General features: G+C 59.2%; 17 protein-coding genes. 11 read left to right on the top strand and 6 right to left on the bottom strand.

Annotation, left to right across the window (positions count from 1 at the left end; translation table 11 throughout):
* Positions 1–103: 103 nt before the first annotated feature.
* The 3 genes from QVF59_RS13190 to QVF59_RS13180 all read left to right on the top strand — a co-directional run bounded on the left by QVF59_RS13190 (position 104) and on the right by QVF59_RS13180 (position 3,010).
* Complete coding sequence (locus QVF59_RS13190) at positions 104–451, top strand: thioredoxin family protein (RefSeq protein WP_287880511.1); 348 nt, start codon at positions 104–106, stop codon at positions 449–451.
* Between the two features lie 80 nt (positions 452–531).
* Positions 532–2,451 carry a B12-binding domain-containing radical SAM protein gene (locus QVF59_RS13185; protein WP_287880509.1) on the top strand — a complete coding sequence of 640 codons (1,920 nt, stop codon included), beginning with the start codon at positions 532–534 and terminating at the stop codon, positions 2,449–2,451.
* Between the two features lie 166 nt (positions 2,452–2,617).
* On the top strand, positions 2,618–3,010 hold the full coding sequence (locus QVF59_RS13180) for a phasin family protein (RefSeq protein ID WP_287880507.1): 393 nt from the start codon (positions 2,618–2,620) through the stop codon (positions 3,008–3,010).
* A gap of 85 nt (positions 3,011–3,095) precedes the next feature.
* Here QVF59_RS13180 and QVF59_RS13175 read toward each other — a convergent pair whose 3' ends face one another.
* The 4 genes from QVF59_RS13175 to QVF59_RS13160 form a co-directional block, all read right to left on the bottom strand.
* On the bottom strand, positions 3,096–3,263 hold the full coding sequence (locus QVF59_RS13175; RefSeq protein WP_156156973.1) for a hypothetical protein: 168 nt from the start codon (positions 3,261–3,263) through the stop codon (positions 3,096–3,098).
* A 184-nt stretch (positions 3,264–3,447) separates the two neighbouring features.
* Complete coding sequence (locus QVF59_RS13170; RefSeq protein ID WP_287880503.1) at positions 3,448–4,542, bottom strand: polyamine ABC transporter substrate-binding protein; 1,095 nt, start codon at positions 4,540–4,542, stop codon at positions 3,448–3,450.
* Positions 4,543–4,688: 146 nt separating this feature from the next.
* Positions 4,689–6,071, bottom strand: a complete 1,383-nt coding sequence (locus QVF59_RS13165; protein ID WP_287880500.1) for an aspartate aminotransferase family protein — start codon at positions 6,069–6,071, stop codon at positions 4,689–4,691.
* A gap of 26 nt (positions 6,072–6,097) precedes the next feature.
* The gene (locus tag QVF59_RS13160; RefSeq protein WP_287880497.1) at positions 6,098–7,594 is read right to left on the bottom strand and encodes an aldehyde dehydrogenase; all 1,497 of its coding nucleotides are present in this window, start codon (positions 7,592–7,594) and stop codon (positions 6,098–6,100) included.
* A gap of 199 nt (positions 7,595–7,793) precedes the next feature.
* Here QVF59_RS13160 and QVF59_RS13155 point away from each other — a divergent pair, with 199 nt between their 5' ends.
* The 3 genes from QVF59_RS13155 to QVF59_RS13145 all read left to right on the top strand — a co-directional run bounded on the left by QVF59_RS13155 (position 7,794) and on the right by QVF59_RS13145 (position 9,501).
* Positions 7,794–8,612, top strand: a complete 819-nt coding sequence (locus QVF59_RS13155) for a helix-turn-helix transcriptional regulator (RefSeq protein WP_287880495.1) — start codon at positions 7,794–7,796, stop codon at positions 8,610–8,612.
* Positions 8,613–8,764: 152 nt separating this feature from the next.
* Entirely contained in the window at positions 8,765–9,343 is a 579-nt protein-coding gene (locus tag QVF59_RS13150; RefSeq protein WP_089083509.1) for a LexA family protein, read from the top strand.
* Positions 9,344–9,354: 11 nt separating this feature from the next.
* Positions 9,355–9,501, top strand: a complete 147-nt coding sequence (locus tag QVF59_RS13145) for a hypothetical protein (protein WP_170124147.1) — start codon at positions 9,355–9,357, stop codon at positions 9,499–9,501.
* A 730-nt stretch (positions 9,502–10,231) separates the two neighbouring features.
* On the opposite strand, the gene QVF59_RS13140 is transcribed toward QVF59_RS13145, so the two are convergent.
* On the bottom strand, positions 10,232–10,843 hold the full coding sequence (locus QVF59_RS13140; RefSeq protein WP_287880489.1) for an isochorismatase family protein: 612 nt from the start codon (positions 10,841–10,843) through the stop codon (positions 10,232–10,234).
* A gap of 146 nt (positions 10,844–10,989) precedes the next feature.
* On the opposite strand from QVF59_RS13140, the gene QVF59_RS13135 reads away from it, so the two are divergent.
* On the top strand, positions 10,990–11,991 hold the full coding sequence (locus QVF59_RS13135) for a GlxA family transcriptional regulator (protein ID WP_287880486.1): 1,002 nt from the start codon (positions 10,990–10,992) through the stop codon (positions 11,989–11,991).
* Positions 11,992–12,832: 841 nt separating this feature from the next.
* Here QVF59_RS13135 and QVF59_RS13125 read toward each other — a convergent pair.
* Positions 12,833–13,780: a tRNA dihydrouridine synthase gene (locus tag QVF59_RS13125; protein WP_159877012.1), complete on the bottom strand. Its 948-nt coding sequence runs from the start codon at positions 13,778–13,780 to the stop codon at positions 12,833–12,835.
* Positions 13,781–13,840: 60 nt separating this feature from the next.
* On the opposite strand from QVF59_RS13125, the gene QVF59_RS13120 reads away from it, so the two are divergent.
* The 4 genes from QVF59_RS13120 to msrA are packed head-to-tail and all read left to right on the top strand — an operon-like array spanning position 13,841 to position 16,048.
* Positions 13,841–14,296: a GNAT family N-acetyltransferase gene (locus QVF59_RS13120; RefSeq protein ID WP_159877014.1), complete on the top strand. Its 456-nt coding sequence runs from the start codon at positions 13,841–13,843 to the stop codon at positions 14,294–14,296.
* A gap of 58 nt (positions 14,297–14,354) precedes the next feature.
* Complete coding sequence (locus tag QVF59_RS13115) at positions 14,355–14,570, top strand: DUF1653 domain-containing protein (protein WP_199102326.1); 216 nt, start codon at positions 14,355–14,357, stop codon at positions 14,568–14,570.
* Between the two features lie 10 nt (positions 14,571–14,580).
* Positions 14,581–15,522 carry a histone deacetylase family protein gene (locus tag QVF59_RS13110; RefSeq protein ID WP_287880483.1) on the top strand — a complete coding sequence of 314 codons (942 nt, stop codon included), beginning with the start codon at positions 14,581–14,583 and terminating at the stop codon, positions 15,520–15,522.
* Positions 15,515–16,048, top strand: a complete 534-nt coding sequence (msrA, locus tag QVF59_RS13105; protein ID WP_159877017.1) for a peptide-methionine (S)-S-oxide reductase MsrA — start codon at positions 15,515–15,517, stop codon at positions 16,046–16,048. Before QVF59_RS13110 ends, msrA begins: the two co-directional genes overlap by 8 nt.
* The last annotated feature ends 127 nt before the right edge of the window (positions 16,049–16,175 follow it).

The following is a 16,175-nucleotide window of genomic DNA, read 5'->3' as shown; positions in this document are numbered from 1 at the left end:
CCTGTCGCACGGCAGCAACCGGCCCGTCTTTCCGCACAAGGAAGCCGGGCCGTTTTTGCACAACAGTGTTATCCTCTGCTGCCTTTGCCGACAGGAGCCCGTCATGGCCTTTTGCAGCAGCTTCAGCCCACTGGATCAAGAACCCGGCACCGAGCAACTGGCGGCGCAGCACGGCCCGCTACTGCTGGAATTCGGTGCGCCCTGGTGCGCACACTGTCAGGCAGCACAAGCCTTGCTGGCCAGCGCCATGCAGCAGTACCCGGACTTGCCGCACCTCAAGATAGAGGACGGCAAAGGCCGTCGCCTGGGCCGCAACTTCAGGGTCAAGCTGTGGCCCACGCTGGTGCTCTTGCAAGACGGGCAGGAAATGGCCCGGCTGGTACGGCCCGACAGCCTGCAGGCGGTCGAACAGTTACTGGCCAGCCTGGCCACCGCACCGCGCACATCATGAATACCGCCTGTCGCCGCTAAACCCGATGCCCCGGCGGGCCGCAGCAATCAATGAAAGCCATGCAGTTGAATACCACCCCCATGCAGACGTCCACAGCCAATGCGTCGCCACGCGTGTTGTCGCTCATCCCGCCGATGACGCAGCTGAACACGCCCTACCCGTCCACCGCCTATATCACCGGCTTTCTGCGCTCGCGCCAGGTCACGGCCTTTCAGGAAGACCTGGCCTTGCAGCTGGTATTGCGACTGTTCTCGGCAAGTGGCCTGCAGGCCGTACGCCAGCAGGTTGACGCCATTCCACCGAAAAAACGCAGTGCACAGCTGCACAGCTTTGTCGGCCAGTTCGAGCGCTACCTGGCCACCATCGGCCCGATCATTGCCTTTTTGCAAGGGCGTGACTCTACCGTGGCCCACCGCATCTGCGGCCGCAATTTCCTGCCGGAAGGCGAGCGCTTTGCCGCGCTGGAAGTGTATGTGGACCCGGACGACCCTTATGGTGGCGACCCGCTGGCCTGGGCCTTTGGCGCACTGGGCCAGCAGGACCGCGCCCGCCATCTGGCCACGCTGTACCTGAATGACATTGCCGATGTGCTGCGCGAGGCGGTGGATGAGCGTTTTGAATTCGTGCGCTATGCCGAATCGCTGGCCATGAGCCAGCCCACCTTCGACCCGCTGGCGCGTGCCCTGGCCGGCAAGCCTTCGCTGGTGGACGACACCTTGCAGCAACTGGTGGAAGAAGCCATTACCCGTCATCAGCCGGACATCGTGCTGCTGTCGGTTCCCTTCCCCGGTTCGGTGTATGCAGCCTTCCGCATCGCCCAGACCATCAAGGCGCGCTGGCCGTCCATCCGCACCGTGCTGGGCGGCGGCTTCGTCAACACCGAACTGCGCGAACTCAAAGAACCACGGGTGTTCGATTACTTCGACTTCATCACGCTGGACGATGGCGAAAAACCGCTGCTGGCCCTGCTGGAACACCTGCAAGGCAAACGCTCGGCATCGAGGCTGGTGCGCACCTTCATGCGCGAAGACGGCCAGGTGCGCTACATCAACATGATGGAAGCCGATATTCCGTTCGAGGAAGTCGGCACCCCTACCTGGGACGGCCTGCCCATCGACCGCTACCTGTCGCTGCTGGACATGCTCAACCCCATGCACCGCCTGTGGAGCGACGGGCGCTGGAACAAGCTGACCGTGGCACACGGCTGCTACTGGAAGAAATGCAGCTTCTGTGACGTGACACTGGACTACATCTCGCGCTACGAAACCGCCTCTGCCAGCACCCTGGTGGACCGCATCGAAGCCATCATTGCCGAAACCGGCCAGACCGGCTTCCATTTTGTCGACGAGGCTGCCCCGCCCAAGATGCTGCGCGCCCTGGCCGAAGAGCTGCTGCGCCGCAATGTGTCCATTTCCTGGTGGGGCAATATCCGCTTCGAGAAATCCTTCACGCCGGAGCTGTGCCAGTTGCTGGCAGAAAGCGGCTGTATTGCCATTTCCGGCGGGCTGGAAGTGGCCTCGGACCGCCTGCTCAAGCTGATGAAAAAAGGCGTGTCGGTGGAACAGGTGGCGCGGGTGACGCAAAGCTTTACCGAAGCCGGTGTGCTGGTGCATGCCTACCTGATGTACGGCTTTCCCACCCAGACAGTGCAGGACACGGTGGATGCACTGGAATACGTGCGCCAGCTGTTTGATACCGGCTGCATCCAGTCCGGCTTCTTCCACCGCTTTGCCTGCACCGTGCACTCGCCGGTAGGCCAGAATCCGGAAGAATACGGCGTCACCCTGCGCCCGCTGCCGCCAGTCAGCTTCGCCAAGAATGATGTCGGCTTCATCGACCCCACCGGCACCGATCACGACGCCATGGGCAAGGCGCTCAACAAGGCCTTGTACAACTTCATGCACGGCATCGGGCTGGATCAGGATGTACGCAACTGGTTTAGCGGCCGGGTACCCAAGTCGCGCGTACCGCGCAATTTCATTGCCCGCGCCCTTGGCTGAAGCGGCGCTGGCGCGGCACTGACCGCCCCGGTTCCTTTTCACGGGTCGGCCACTCCTCTTGGACAGGAAAAATGCTGAACGATTGACGGCAGGTGTGCTCCAAGCAGTTGTTGCACGCGCAACAACTGCCCTCCCCGATACCGTCCAGTCCCCAAGGAGAAGCACCATGTCATCCAACGACAAGTCCAAGCAGCCTAATCAGACTGCCGGCGTGGATATCACGCTGAAATTCCTGCAAGTTTCCATGAACAACGTCGAACAGCTGGTCAATTTCCAGATCAGCACCAGCCGCGAGCATCTGGACAATTACGCCAGGTCGCTGCACGCGCTGAGTCAGGCCAGCACCCCGCAAGAAGCCATCAGCCAGATCAGCGATCTGGCCAAAGCCAATGCCAACCGGGCCATGGAATGCTCTGGCGAGTTCTGCAGCATCCTGACCAAGGCACAGGAAGACTTGCAAGGCCTGGCACTGGAGCACCTTTCCAGCATGCAGAACTCCTTGCAAGGCATGGCCAGCTACCTGCAGCCGCCGCCAAATAGCGGCGACAAAAAGAAATAAGCCTCCCCCAGACAAACAGCCCGCCATCCTGCCGGATGTGCGGGCTGTTTGCGCTTGACTGAGCAAGGCCAGCTCAGACTGGCATTCAATCGTCGCCAAAGTCCGCAGCGGCGGCTTGCTCGTCTGCCTGCTTTTGCTCTTCGGCCAGCCGGGCCTGCCACTGCTCTTCGGTCAGGCCATGGCTACCATCACAATAGTCGCGCCGGCCACAGCCACAACGACCGATATCGGCCGGATTTGCCTGTACTCGCATTGCTGTCTCCTGTTCATCCCTTGCCTGCAGCCATCTGCACGGCAGTAACGGGACGGCTGCAGAGACTACCCCGCCCAGCCCGGATATTCAACGGTAACGATTGATAATCCGCCCTGCTTCGCCACTGTCACGGATTCCGGCCTCGCCAGCAGCAACATCCCGGATTACAGGATTTGCCACGGTTTCAACGCCCTGTTTTCAGTTGCGTCCACAAGCGGTTCTGCAAGCGCAGGATATCCGTTGGCAAGGGTTGCAGCAGGAACAGTGTCTGCATCACCGCGGGCGGCGGGTAGATGCCGGCATCACTGGCAATGGCGGGCTGCACCAGTTTGCGCGCCGGGATATTGGGCGTGGGGTAGAACACCTTGTTGGTGATACCTGCGGCCACATCCGGCTGCAGGATGTGGTTGATCCACTGGTGCGCCGCCGCCGGGTTGGGCGCATCTTTCGGTATGGTCATCATGTCCACCGAAAACGGGGCGCCGCTCTTCGGAATGACGTAGGCAATCTGGTAATGCTTACCGGCATCTGCCGCCCTGCGCCGGGCAATGCCGATATCGCCCGACCAGCCCACCGCCAGACACACATCGCCATTGGCCAGGTCATTGATATAGCCGGACGAGTTGAACTGGGTGATATAGGGGCGGATTTTCTTCAGGGTTTCAAACGCCGCCTGATAATCGGCCGGGTTCTTGCTGTTCGGGTCCTTGTGCAGGTAATGCAGGGTGATGGCAAACACATCGCTGGCCTGATCCAGCATCGACACGCCACAACTCTTGAGCTTGCCCACCCTGGCCGGGTCAAACAGCAGGTCCCAGCTATCCAGCGCCGCATCATTGCCCAGCGCCGCCTTGACCTTGTTCAGGTTCAGACCCAGCCCGTCGGTAAACCAGGCATAGGGCACTCCGTATTTATTGCCAGGGTCGGCACTGGCCACCATTTTCATCAGCTGCGGGTCCAGATTGGCCAGATTGGGCAGCAGCGCCTTGTTCAGCGGCTGATAGATGCCGGCGGCAGCCTGACGCGCCATGTAGTTTGAGGTGGGCACCACCACGTCGTAACCGGCGCGGCCGGTAAGCATTTTGGCCTGCAGGGTGTCATCGCTGTCGTAGACATCGTATTTCACCTTGATGCCGGTCTGTTTTTCGAAGCCGGCAATGGTTTGCTCGCCGATATAGTCCGACCAGTTGTAGACATGCAGCTCGGCCGCCTGGGCGGTGAGGCCAAGACAGCAGAGCGTGGCGGAGGCAAGACGGCGCAGGGTGGGTGTGAAGCGCATGATGGTGAAACTCCTGTAGTGCGGACGGGCAACACCCGTCCACCGGCCAGGCTGACCGGTGGCGGGAACAATGGCGCTGTGCTGAAGGAGTGGTCCCGGCAAGGAATGGCCGCTGAACGGCTCTGAGAGGATGCCGGTGGCAGGGCTTACAACATGCCCAGCTCGCGGGCAGTGCGATCGACTGCCCGCCGGGTTTTGGTCAAGAGTTCATCAATCTGGCTGCGGGAAATAGCCAGTGCCGGTGCCATGATCATGCGGCCATGGGTGGAGCGGATGATCAGCCCCTCGTCAAAACCATGGCTGCGGCAACGCCAGCCGATATCGTCTTCATTGGCAAACAGCTTGCGGCTAGCCTTGTCTTCGCACAGCTGCAAGGCCGCCACCATGCCCGTGCCCTGGATGTCACCCACCAGCGGGTGGCCGGCAAACACTTCACGCAGGCAGCGTTGCAGATAGGGGCCGGTATCCTGCTTGACGGCATCAACCATGCCCTCACCCTGCAACACATCCAGATTGGCCAGTGCCACCGCGGCAGCCACCGGGTGACCGGAATAAGTCAGGCCATGGGCAAACACTCCGCCCTTGTCGATCAGGGCCTGCGCCATGCGCCGCGACAGTACCAGCCCGCCCATGGGGATGTAGCCGGAGGTCAGCCCCTTGGCAATGCTCAGCGTGTCGGGCTGGAAGTCGAAATGCTGATGGGCAAACCATTCGCCGGTACGGCCAAAGCCGCCAATCACCTCGTCGGCACACAGCAGCACATCGTACTGACGGCAAATGCGCTGGATTTCCGGCCAATAGCTTTCCGGCGGAAAAATCATGCCACCGGCGCCCTGGAAGGGTTCGGCCACAAACGCCGCCACCTTGTCCGCACCCAGCTGCAGGATTTTCTGCTCCAGCGCGCGGGCGCACTGCAGGCCGAATTCCGCCGGGCTGAGGCTGCCGCCGTGACGGAACCAGTCCGGCTCGTCAATGTGCTCAACCCCCGGAATCGGCAGATTGCCCATCTCGTGCATGAAGGCCATACCACCCAGCGAGGCGCTGCCCACGGTGGAGCCGTGATAGCCGTTCTGGCGGCCGATGAAGATTTTCTTGTCCGGCTGCCCCATCACATCCCAGAAGCGGCGTACGGTGCGGATCAGCACCTCATTGGCTTCGGAACCGGAGTTGGTATAAATCACATGGCTGTAACTGCCGGGCAGCAGGGAAAACAGCCGCTCGGACAACTCCACCACCGCCGGGTGGGTGGTGTGGAAAAACATATTGTAGTAACTCAGCTCCTTGAGCTGCCGGGTGGCGGCATCAATCAGCTCCTGCCGGCCATAGCCGACATTGGTGCACCACAGGCCGGACATCCCGTCCAGATACTGCTTGCCCTCGCTGTCCCACACATACAGCCCTTCGCCACGAGTGATGACGCGCGGCCCCTCCTCGTTCAGGGCTTTCTGGTCCAGAAAGGCATGAATATGATGGGCGGCATCCATGGCCTGATAGTCGGCGGTACTGCGTTGATTTTGATTAGTGCGCATTGAGGTCTCCATGCCGGGGCACCGGCTTACAGGCTGATCCAGGTGGTTTTAAGCTGGCTGAACTTGTCCAGCGCATGCAGGGACAGATCGCGGCCAAAGCCGGACTGCTTGCAGCCGCCAAACGGTACGCCGGGGTCCAGCGCATCCACGGTGTTGACCGAGACAGTACCGGCGCGCAAGGCACGCGCCACGCGGTGGGCCCGCTGCAGCTGGTCGGTCCATACCGCAGCCGCTAGGCCGTAGATGCTGTCATTGGCCATGGCAATGGCTTCGGCCTCGCTGTCAAAGCGCAGCACCGACAGCACCGGGCCGAAAATCTCTTCGCGGGCGATGCGCATCTGCGGCGTCACCCCGGTAAACAGGGCGGGCTGCAAATAGCAGTCACTGTCACCAATACGTAGCCGCTCACCACCAGCCAGCAAGCGCGCGCCCTGCCGCACGCCGTCCTCGATAAAACCGTGCACCCGGCCGGTATGCCCGGCATCCACCAGCGTGCCCAGCCGCGTGGCCGGGTCCAGCGGATTGCCCGGCTGGTAATGCGCCATTTCGGTCAGCACTTTTTCGACAAAACGGTCGTGGATGCTGCTTTCCACCAGCAGACGCGAGCTGGCAGAACACACCTGGCCCTGATTGAAGCAGATGCCGAAGGCCGCCTTGCGTGCCGCCGCGTCCAGATCGGCACAGTCGGCGAACACCAGATTCGGGCTTTTGCCACCACACTCCAGCCACACCATCTTCATGTTGGACGCAGCGGAATACGCCAGAAAGCGCTTGCCGATTTCGGTACTGCCGGTAAACGACAGGCAGTCGATGTCCGGATGCAGGCCCAGCGCCTGCCCGGCCTCCTCGCCATAGCCTGGCAGCACATTCAGCACACCATCCGGCAGACCGGCCTCACTGGCCAGCTGCGCCAGACGGATGGCAGACAACGGCGACTGCTCGGCCGGTTTCAGCAGCACGCTATTGCCTGCCGCCAGCGCCGGTGCCACTTTCCAGGCAGCCATGTCCAGCGGGAAATTCCACGGAATCACCGCCGCAACCACGCCCACCGGTTCGCGCGTCACCAGCGCCAGCGCATCCGGGCCGCTGGGGGCCACTTCGTCATACAGCTTGTCGCAGGCCTCGGCATACCAGTCGAACAAGGCTGCCGTGGCCGGCACATCGATATTCAGCGCATCGGAAATCGGCTTACCCATGTCCAGGCAATCGAGCAAGGCCAGCTCATCGGCGTTGTCGCGCAGCAGTTGTGCCAGCTTTTGCAGCACCGGCTTGCGCTCACGCGGATGGCAGCGCGACCAGTCCCCGGCCTCAAAGCTGCGTCGTGCGGCGCTCACTGCCAGGTCAACATCCGCCTGTGCACAGCGCGCCACCATGGCAACGGTACGTCCGGTGTGCGGACAGATGCTGGCAAACTGGCGGCCATCCGCGGCGTCTTGCAGGCGGCCATCAATATAGGCTTGCGAAACAGGCTGCAGGCCGGTGGCACAAGCCGTCCAGAATGACAGATCTTTCGATGACAACATGCTACTCTCCTGTCGGGTTTTGCCAGTCACGACTCAAAGACAGACTGACATGCAATGGCCACAGTCTAGGCAGGCCACCCGGCCCCGCCCATCGCCTTGATGGGTGAGGCCACTCACCCCTTGGGGGTAGCGCCCGGGCAGAACAGTTGCGGCATCATGCAAAACCATGGCCAAAACCGACACAGGAGCAAGTACAGACATGCAGATCGCCGTGAGTGACCTGGCCTTTCATCACCGACTGGGGAAATTGCTGGAACAACTGGGAGAGCCACGCTTCTGGCCGGTGCTGGCCAGCTTTCTGGGAGAGATTGCCACCTTCGATACCTGGGTGGTGCTGCTGTTCCAGGCCGACCAGCCCCCGCTGATCCTGGCGGATCATGCCGCCAATCTGGCAGCGGACGACCTGTTTGCCGACTACCGCGCCGGGCTGTACCGCATCGACCCCTTCTATGCCTTCAGCCAGCAAAACCCGATGCCCGGCCTGTATCGGCTGGACGATGTGGCACCGGATTCCTTCCGTGACACCGAATACTACCGCCAGTATTTCAGCCGCAATGTCGGGGAAGACGAGTTGCAATTCCTGCTGCCCATTGCCGGTCAGGGCGTGTTGTCACTGTCGCTGGCCAGCCGCCAGCGCTTCAGTACCAGCGAGATTGGCAGCTGCCAGTTATTCAGCCCATGGCTGCTGACCCTGCTGCGCAAGGCATGGCAATTTGACACCAGCCTGATCGAGCAACAGCACAACAACCCGGTGGAACGCCAGTCAAGGCTGGAAGATGCCTTGCGCCAGCGCGGCAATCCGCAACTGACCGAACGCGAAGTGCAAGTCGCCCTGCTGATTCTGGCCGGGCACTCCACCAAGGCCATTGCCCGTGAGCTGGGCATTTCACTGGACACGGCCAAGGTGCACCGGCGCAATCTGTACGCCAAACTGGGCGTCAGCCAGCAGGCCGGCTTGTTTCTGCTGTTTGCTGCCCCGGATGGCACACCCAACACCTCGCGTATCGCAAATAAATGAATTTACTTTTATTTTCAATATGTTAATCATTTTAAAAATGACAAGCGCAGCAAGAATGCCACACTAAAGCCCGGCATTTTCACATCGGCATTGCCAAGTCATTTGAATTTGTACACAATCAGTTCAACGCAAGCGAAACAGGAAGGGCCAAGATGGCACAAGGAGGCAAACGAGATGGTGCCGGACGCAAATCGGCATTCGGTGGCGACAAGACCGTAGCCATGCGTGTGCCGGAACCCTTGCGGCCACTGCTGGAAAACTGGTTGGCTGAATATCGCCAGCTGCGTACGGTCAAGACGGCAGATACCCAGGACATCCGCACCCTGTCGGAAACCCTCAGCCAGTTGTCGCTACCCTTGTTCGCCAGCCGGGTACCTGCCGGCTCGCCCGTGGCAGCCGATGACCTGAAAGAAGCCGACATCGACCTGAATGCCCATCTGGTGAGCCACCCGGCCAGTACCTTCATGGTAACGGTGAAAGGCGACTCGATGATCAACGCCGGCATTCACGACGGCGACCTGCTGATTGTCGATCGTGCACTGCCAGCGCGCAGCGGCAAGGTGGTGGTGGCGGTCATCAACGGCGAGCTTACCGTGAAGCGGCTGGAAAAAACGGCAAGCGGCCTGTTCCTGATGCCGGAGAACCCGGCTTACTCGCCAATCGAAGTGCCGGAAGAAGCGGCATTGTTTATCTGGGGTGTGGTGACCAACGTCATCCATCCGGTTTCGTAAAGGAGCGCATGATGCAAATCGATGAGAGCCTGATCAAGATGAAGTTCATGGACTGGCGCCGTCTGCCGCGTGCTTTTCGTGAAGTCCGCGCCGGACAACCGCAGGTGCTGGTATCCCGCACTGGTCGCAGCTACTTTGTCCCGGTGCAGTTTGTCTAGCCCAGCTTATCTGGGCAAGTCACCCCCCTCACCCGGCAACATCATCAGACCAGCATGCCTGGTCTGATTTTATTTGGCTCCACCCGCAACGACAGCCCCAGCCTTGATCCGCTTCATCAGCTTGATTTGCCTCATCAGGCCGGAACGATGCAGCCATAAAAAATGCCCACCATCAAGCATTTCTTGATGGCAGATATCACGTTAAAAGTCTATAGACAGCAATAGTTTAAGGGGTTACCGGTGACTTCGGCCCACTACTGATTTTTGGACTGGGAGCCACATAGGAGCATCGCGATAGCAAACCCAGGAGCGCTATAGCGAATGGATTGCGCACGGCAAGACCTCGTCCCCGATCACCAGCTCTGCAAAGTCCCCCCCCAAACGAGAAGGCGCAACTCGTTGGCTGCGCGTTCTTGACAGGACCGGATGCCTTGTATGGCCTGGCCTCCCGGCATCAACTCGAAGAAGCACTGGATCTCGATCGGTATGCAGTCATGTCCAAGTCATACAGATCCAGACCACCCGCCCTGCGATGCGCCCGGCGATGATGAGAACGTGACAGCCCATTGGAAATGCTCAGATCTCGACCTTGATGGCGGGTGACTGGACAGGCATTATTTTCTTGTTCCATGGCTTTTTCCTTTTTGGGATATTGATTGATGATGATCAGCTTCGACCGGCACAAGTTCGTGGTCAGATACGAATACAAACGATCAGCAATACCTGTCTTTTATCCGAGCTCGTCAGCGTTCGAAACGACCACGCCGTAGAGATCCGCGATAGTGGCCAAGGCGCCATGGTGCAGTTGTGCAGACGAGATTTCGATAGGCAGGGCCTGGCCCGACCCTGTGACGCAGGGCAGTGGTCGTGTGGCACACGCATTGGCAACCACCGTAGGCCTTTTCCCCTCTAAGAAAATTCCTTCTGCGGTGAACAACACGCACATATGCGTCATAAATCCAGCCACAATGACGTTATTATTACCAGCATCTTGCAGCAACTCTGCCAGTTTGGTTCCCACTAGCGCATTGGGTGCCGTTTTCACGACGATTGCCTCACCATTCATGGGAGCTACCTGAGGGTGAATCTGCCCGATTTCGGCTCGAATGTCGTAGGGTGTATCCGGCCCGCCATCATTGATGATATGAATCACCGTCGTACCCTGTTGACGCGCACGGGCCAATAAATCGGCGGCAGCTTCGAGCGCCTGCTGCCACCCGTCAAGTACCATCACACCTCGGGTATAGGTATTCTGAAAATCGATCATCACCAAGGTCGATTTCCCCAAGGGCGCGGGAGTTTCATCCAAGCCATTCAACTGGCGAAGTGTTATGCGTGCCATTGACATCCTCATTTCTACGGTCTAGTTGAAAATCAATTCCATCAGCAACTCCCTGGCTTCGATGGTAGGGTTTGACTGGAATGTCGGCAATGTCATAGAACTTGCAAAATCGGACATCTTTGGGCTGGCACGGAATGGAGGTGAAAATGAATGGACGGCAACGTCTGATCGTGGTGGTGGTGTTCGATCAGGTCGATCTGCTCGACGTGACCGGCCCCTCCGAGGTCTTTGCCTTGCTACAACGCGAGATGGATCAACCCACGGGCTACCGTGTCCTGCTTGCCGCCAAAACGCTGGCCCCAGTGACCACCTCGGCCGGGGTCAGAATCCTGCCCGATACGTGCTTTGACACCATCGACCAGCAATCAATCGACACCCTGCTTATTCCCGGGGCCGTGCAGGTCGACACACAAAGGCGGGTGACAGCGTTGGTGGATGCAGACATCGTCGAACTGGTTGCCAGACTTGCCACGCGAGCCCGCCGCATTGCTTCAGTTTGTGTGGGAGCCCATATCCTGGCAGCCACCGGCTTGCTCAATGGCAAGCGCGTCACCACCCACTGGTCTACCGCCCGGCAGTTAGCTGCAGAGCACCCCGGGGTCACCGTAGATGCCGATCCCATTTTCATCCGCGACGGCCAAATCTGGACTAGTGCGGGAATCAGTTCCTGCCTCGATCTTTCCCTGGCCCTGGTCGCAGATGACTTCGGCGAGGCCATGGCACAACAGGTCGCCCGACAGCTTGTTCTCTACTTGAAACGCCCCGGCGGACAGAGTCAGTTCAGTGTTTTTCTGGAGCCTATTTCATCGACGCGGCGCATGGACAAACTGCGCCACTACATATCCCAGCACTTGCGTGCACCACTCACCATCCCCGAGCTTGCCGAACATCTGCATGTCAGTGAGCGTCAACTAACACGGATATTCAAGAATGAACTCGGCATGACGCCAGCCGCCTATGTCGAGGCGGTACGTGTTGAAGCCGCGCGAAACCAACTGGAAACCAGCAGCAACACACTTGAGCTGATTGCGAGCAACAACGGCTTTGGCTCGGTCGATACCCTGATCCGTGCTTTTCGCCGAGTGCTCAACATCACGCCTTCGGACTATCGACAGCGCTTCCGCCTACAGCCGCCATGGCAGGTGTGATGAAACCACTTGCCAATTGAATTGATCGGATAGGCGTCGTCAGTTGAGTGAGCTTCAGGATCAAGTGCGGTCCCTGCCCTGGGATGCTGGTCAAGCAAGAATTCACCGCACAGCAGTACCGCTCTCGGCCAGCCGCATTGATTCACTGGAGCGGGAACGCAAACCATCTAATCCGATCAGATACAGAAGCGCAAAAGCGGAGTTGTGGAACTCAGGCAAGGCACGGATGCAGCTCCCCGAAGAAGAAAAAATGCCTCAGCAGGTTTGACGCCTGCCGAGGCATTTAGGTCAGGCTGACCATCACATTAAGGCCGACGCTCAACAGCTGACCGAGTTGCGTGAGGTGATGGAGATCCATCCAATGGCGCTTCTCGCATTGAACACCTTGCGGCCCGACGGAGTAACCTTGCACAAGAAGCCGGGCACTAGCGTGTCCTGGAGTTCGACGGCCTGCAGCTGGGGTTATGCCGCATCGACAGCGGACTTAGTGAGCTTGATTTTTGCCATGATGACTCCTCAGAAAGACCCGGTTTCCAGGAGCCTTCTAGGGGCCAGCAGAGCGGAAGTCGGGTCAATTTTCAGAAAGCACCGGCATATGATGAACTCGACTAAGTCATTGATAAACATGCCATATCTAGTCTTGGCGTAGTCCGGCGAAGTGCCGGACTGGAGTCATGGTGAAATAAAAAAACCCTCCCACGAGGGGAGGGATTAACAGGGTATCGGGGAAGTGTAACGACCGGGAGCTGAGGGCAGCCGGTCATACAGCACCTGGCTCCATACCAAGAACCAAGCACATGTGCATCGTAGCGCTTGCACCTGGCATTGACTATGGTGGAATTTACTTAGAAGACATATCGCGCATTATCTTAAGAATATTCTCAGCAGAAGTTTCCCGGCGTATCACTTCGAAAAAGTGCTCTGCTTCCGGATAGGTTTTCTTCAATTGCCCCACCCACTGCTTAAGCCGCGCCGGCGGATAGCGCGACTCCCCGGCCTCGGCAAAACACTGCTGGTAGAAATCCAACAACCATTCCATCAACACCGGCCAGGCCATTGGCACAGCGAACTGATCACCAGCAATACGCTGTGCCAGATCCGGCGCAGCAATCAGGCCCCGCCCTATCATCACCCGCTCGCAGCCGCTTTGTGCCCGGATGGCATGGTAATCCGCCACGGTCCACACCTCGCCATTGGCGATAACCGGCACCGTAACATGCTCGCGGATACGGGCAATCCAGTCCCAATGCGCTGGCGGCTTATACCCTTCAACCTTGGTACGCGCATGCACCACCAGTTCGGCAGCACCCGCACTAGCCAATGCAGCAGCGCACTCCAGCGCCAGACTCTTGTCTGCATAACCCAGCCGCATCTTGGCTGTTACCGGTATCTCCGCCGGAACAGCCGCACGCACCTGCCTGACAATGGCGTGCAGCAGTTCCGGTTCAGTCAGCAGTACCGCACCGCCACGATGACGATTGACCGTCGGTGCCGGGCAACCAAAATTCAAATCGACACCCGGTGCCCCCAGGCTGGCCACCTTGGCCGCATTCTCAGCCAGGCAAACCGGGTCAGAGCCCAGCAATTGCACCCGTACTGTTGTCCCCGCACGGGTCTTGCCGCCATTGAGCAATTCCGGTGCCAATCGATGAAAGGCACGGGTAGGTAACAGTACATTGGTGACTCGGACAAACTCGGTTACGCACAAGTCGATACCGCCCAGACGGGTCAGTACATCCCGCATGATGGGGTCAACCAGGCCCTCCATCGGTGCCAGCATCAGATTCATGACTTAACCTGCTGAAAAAAGGGCGCTATTGTAACGGAATCACTGTCCGGGAGCGAATGCATGACCCTGAAAATCAGCCCTGTCACTGCCCATCAACTTGAACACTGCCTGCCACTGTTTCAGGCGTATCTGGCTTTCTATGCCGTAGAACAGTCCGATGCCGACTGCCTGGCCTTCCTGGAAGCCCGCTTGCATCACCATGAAGTCCGGCTGTGGCTGGCCGAAGATGCGGGCGTGGCCGTCGGCTTTGCCCTGATGTACCCCGGTTTCAACTCGCTTACCCTCAAGCCAAACTGGCTGCTGCATGATCTGTATGTCGTACCGGAGTATCGTGGCAGCGGTGTCAGCCGACAGCTGCTGCAAACCTGTCAGGCCCATGTCCTTAGTCAGGGTGGCGGTGACATCATGCTGCAGACCGCTCACGACAATACCCGCGCCCAACGCCTGTATGAAGGCAACGGCTTTGTTCTGGACAAGGAGTTCCGGGTGTACTACTGGGATGGCAAGGGTGCTTGACCACGCCCGGCCTCCGCGCCATGCTGGCGACCGTTTTTGAACAGCAAGGACCATAACCATGGATATTCCACGCGGCATTTACCGACATTACCGGGGTAATTTATATGAAGTGCTTGGGCTGGGCCTGCACTCTGAAACACACGAACCCATGGTGGCCTATCGCGCCCTGTATGGTGATTACCAGCTATGGACACGCCCTGCCGGCATGTTTCTGGAAACCGTGATTCATGAAGGCGAAAGCCGACCACGTTTCTCCCCGGTCAAGCTGTTTTAGCCAGACAGCCATGCGCATCTACCGTACCGACCAGTTTCCCTTGCCACTGCCTGACGGCCACCGTTTCCCGGCGGCAAAATACCAGCTGCTGGCTGAAGCTGTTGCAGGCTTTGCCAGCCATGCAATGGAAACCGCCCCTGCGGCCACCACCTGGGAGCTACAGCAAGCACACTCAGCAGACTATGTTGCACAGGTGATTGATGGCAGCCTGCCGGCACGCGCCTGGCGGGAAATCGGTTTGCCATGGTCACCCGAGCTGGTGGAACGCTCGCGTCGCTCGGTCGGTGCCACCATTGCTGCTGCACGCGGCGCGCTGCTGGATGGCTGCGGCGTCAACCTGGCCGGCGGCACCCACCATGCCTATCACGACAAGGGCAGCGGATTTTGCGTATTCAACGATGTTGCCGTGGCCTCCCGCCTGCTGCTGCAGGAAGGATTGGTACGGCGCATTCTGGTGCTGGATCTCGATGTGCATCAGGGCAATGGCACCGCTGCCATCTTTCGTGACGAGCCGCGGGTGTTTACCTTTTCCATGCATGGCGAAAAGAACTTCCCGTTCCGCAAGGAGGTCAGTTCACTGGATATCGACCTGCCCGATCACACCGGCGATGTAAGCTACCTTGCCCTGCTGCAACAGCATCTGCCTGCCCTGCTATTGCAACACCAGCCGGATATCGTGTTTTATCTGGCTGGTGCCGATCCCTGGCAGGGTGATCGGCTGGGCAAGCTGGCACTGAGCATGCACGGCCTGCTGCAGCGTGATCTGTTGGTGATGCAGCAGGTCCGCAATACTGGTGCCGCGCTGGTCATCACCATGGCGGGTGGCTATGCCAGCGATATTACCGACACAGTCAACATCCAGACCAGCACCATCCACGCTGCATGGCAGCTGTATGCAGGCACAAAATCCATGCAGACCACCACGTCCATCCGGAGCGAACACAATGCATAAGGCCATTCTTGCTGGCGGTTGTTTTTGGTGTACCGAAAGTATTTTCCTGGCACTGAACGGTGTCGAAAAAGTGGTATCCGGCTATATCGGTGGCCACACGACAGATCCGGACTACCGCAGTGTATGCAGCGGCCAGACCGGGCATGCCGAAGCAGTTGAAATTGATTTCGATCCCGACATCATCAGCTTCCGCCAGTTGCTGCAAATCTTCTTTGCCACGCACGACCCCACCACACTCAACCGCCAGGGCTATGATGTGGGCAGCCAGTACCGCTCTGCCGTCTTTTATCTGGATGCCACCCAGCACGACACCGCGCTGGCCGTCATTGCCGAACTGGAACAACAACAGGCATTCCCGTCACCCATTGTCACTACACTGGAACCCGCCAGCCGGTTTTATCCGGCCGAAGGCTACCACCAGCAGTATTTTGCCCTGCATGGAGACGAACCCTACTGCCAGGCAGTCATTCTACCCAAGCAGCACAAGCTGCGACTGGCGTTTGCGCCATGGCTGAAGCAGGACTGACCCCTTAGCGCATGCGCCAAGTGCGGAAGAACCACCCTCCCGGCCAGGCTGTCGTCCGCGCATGCTTGGCACAGCAGAATGACAATCCGGCATGCCAGTCAGCTTTTATGCTGATAACATTCAGCCT

Source organism: Aquitalea sp., from assembly GCF_030150775.1.
Classification (GTDB): Bacteria; Pseudomonadota; Gammaproteobacteria; order Burkholderiales; family Chromobacteriaceae; genus Aquitalea; species Aquitalea denitrificans.
The sequence above is the reverse complement of the archived record's forward strand: the minus strand, read 5'-3'. Positions and strand labels throughout refer to the sequence as shown.

Coding starts and splice junctions, on each gene's coding strand:
- QVF59_RS13115 (WP_199102326.1), top strand. CDS start 14,355: ATGGATATTCCACGCGGCATTTACCGACATTACCGGGGTAATTTATAT.
- QVF59_RS13185 (WP_287880509.1), top strand. CDS start 532: ATGCAGACGTCCACAGCCAATGCGTCGCCACGCGTGTTGTCGCTCATC.
- QVF59_RS13160 (WP_287880497.1), bottom strand. CDS start 7,594: ATGTTGTCATCGAAAGATCTGTCATTCTGGACGGCTTGTGCCACCGGC.
- QVF59_RS13190 (WP_287880511.1), top strand. CDS start 104: ATGGCCTTTTGCAGCAGCTTCAGCCCACTGGATCAAGAACCCGGCACC.
- QVF59_RS13140 (WP_287880489.1), bottom strand. CDS start 10,843: ATGGCACGCATAACACTTCGCCAGTTGAATGGCTTGGATGAAACTCCC.
- QVF59_RS13155 (WP_287880495.1), top strand. CDS start 7,794: ATGCAGATCGCCGTGAGTGACCTGGCCTTTCATCACCGACTGGGGAAA.
- QVF59_RS13175 (WP_156156973.1), bottom strand. CDS start 3,263: ATGCGAGTACAGGCAAATCCGGCCGATATCGGTCGTTGTGGCTGTGGC.
- QVF59_RS13135 (WP_287880486.1), top strand. CDS start 10,990: ATGAATGGACGGCAACGTCTGATCGTGGTGGTGGTGTTCGATCAGGTC.
- msrA (WP_159877017.1), top strand. CDS start 15,515: ATGCATAAGGCCATTCTTGCTGGCGGTTGTTTTTGGTGTACCGAAAGT.
- QVF59_RS13170 (WP_287880503.1), bottom strand. CDS start 4,542: ATGCGCTTCACACCCACCCTGCGCCGTCTTGCCTCCGCCACGCTCTGC.
- QVF59_RS13165 (WP_287880500.1), bottom strand. CDS start 6,071: ATGCGCACTAATCAAAATCAACGCAGTACCGCCGACTATCAGGCCATG.
- QVF59_RS13120 (WP_159877014.1), top strand. CDS start 13,841: ATGACCCTGAAAATCAGCCCTGTCACTGCCCATCAACTTGAACACTGC.
- QVF59_RS13145 (WP_170124147.1), top strand. CDS start 9,355: ATGCAAATCGATGAGAGCCTGATCAAGATGAAGTTCATGGACTGGCGC.
- QVF59_RS13110 (WP_287880483.1), top strand. CDS start 14,581: ATGCGCATCTACCGTACCGACCAGTTTCCCTTGCCACTGCCTGACGGC.
- QVF59_RS13180 (WP_287880507.1), top strand. CDS start 2,618: ATGTCATCCAACGACAAGTCCAAGCAGCCTAATCAGACTGCCGGCGTG.
- QVF59_RS13150 (WP_089083509.1), top strand. CDS start 8,765: ATGGCACAAGGAGGCAAACGAGATGGTGCCGGACGCAAATCGGCATTC.
- QVF59_RS13125 (WP_159877012.1), bottom strand. CDS start 13,780: ATGAATCTGATGCTGGCACCGATGGAGGGCCTGGTTGACCCCATCATG.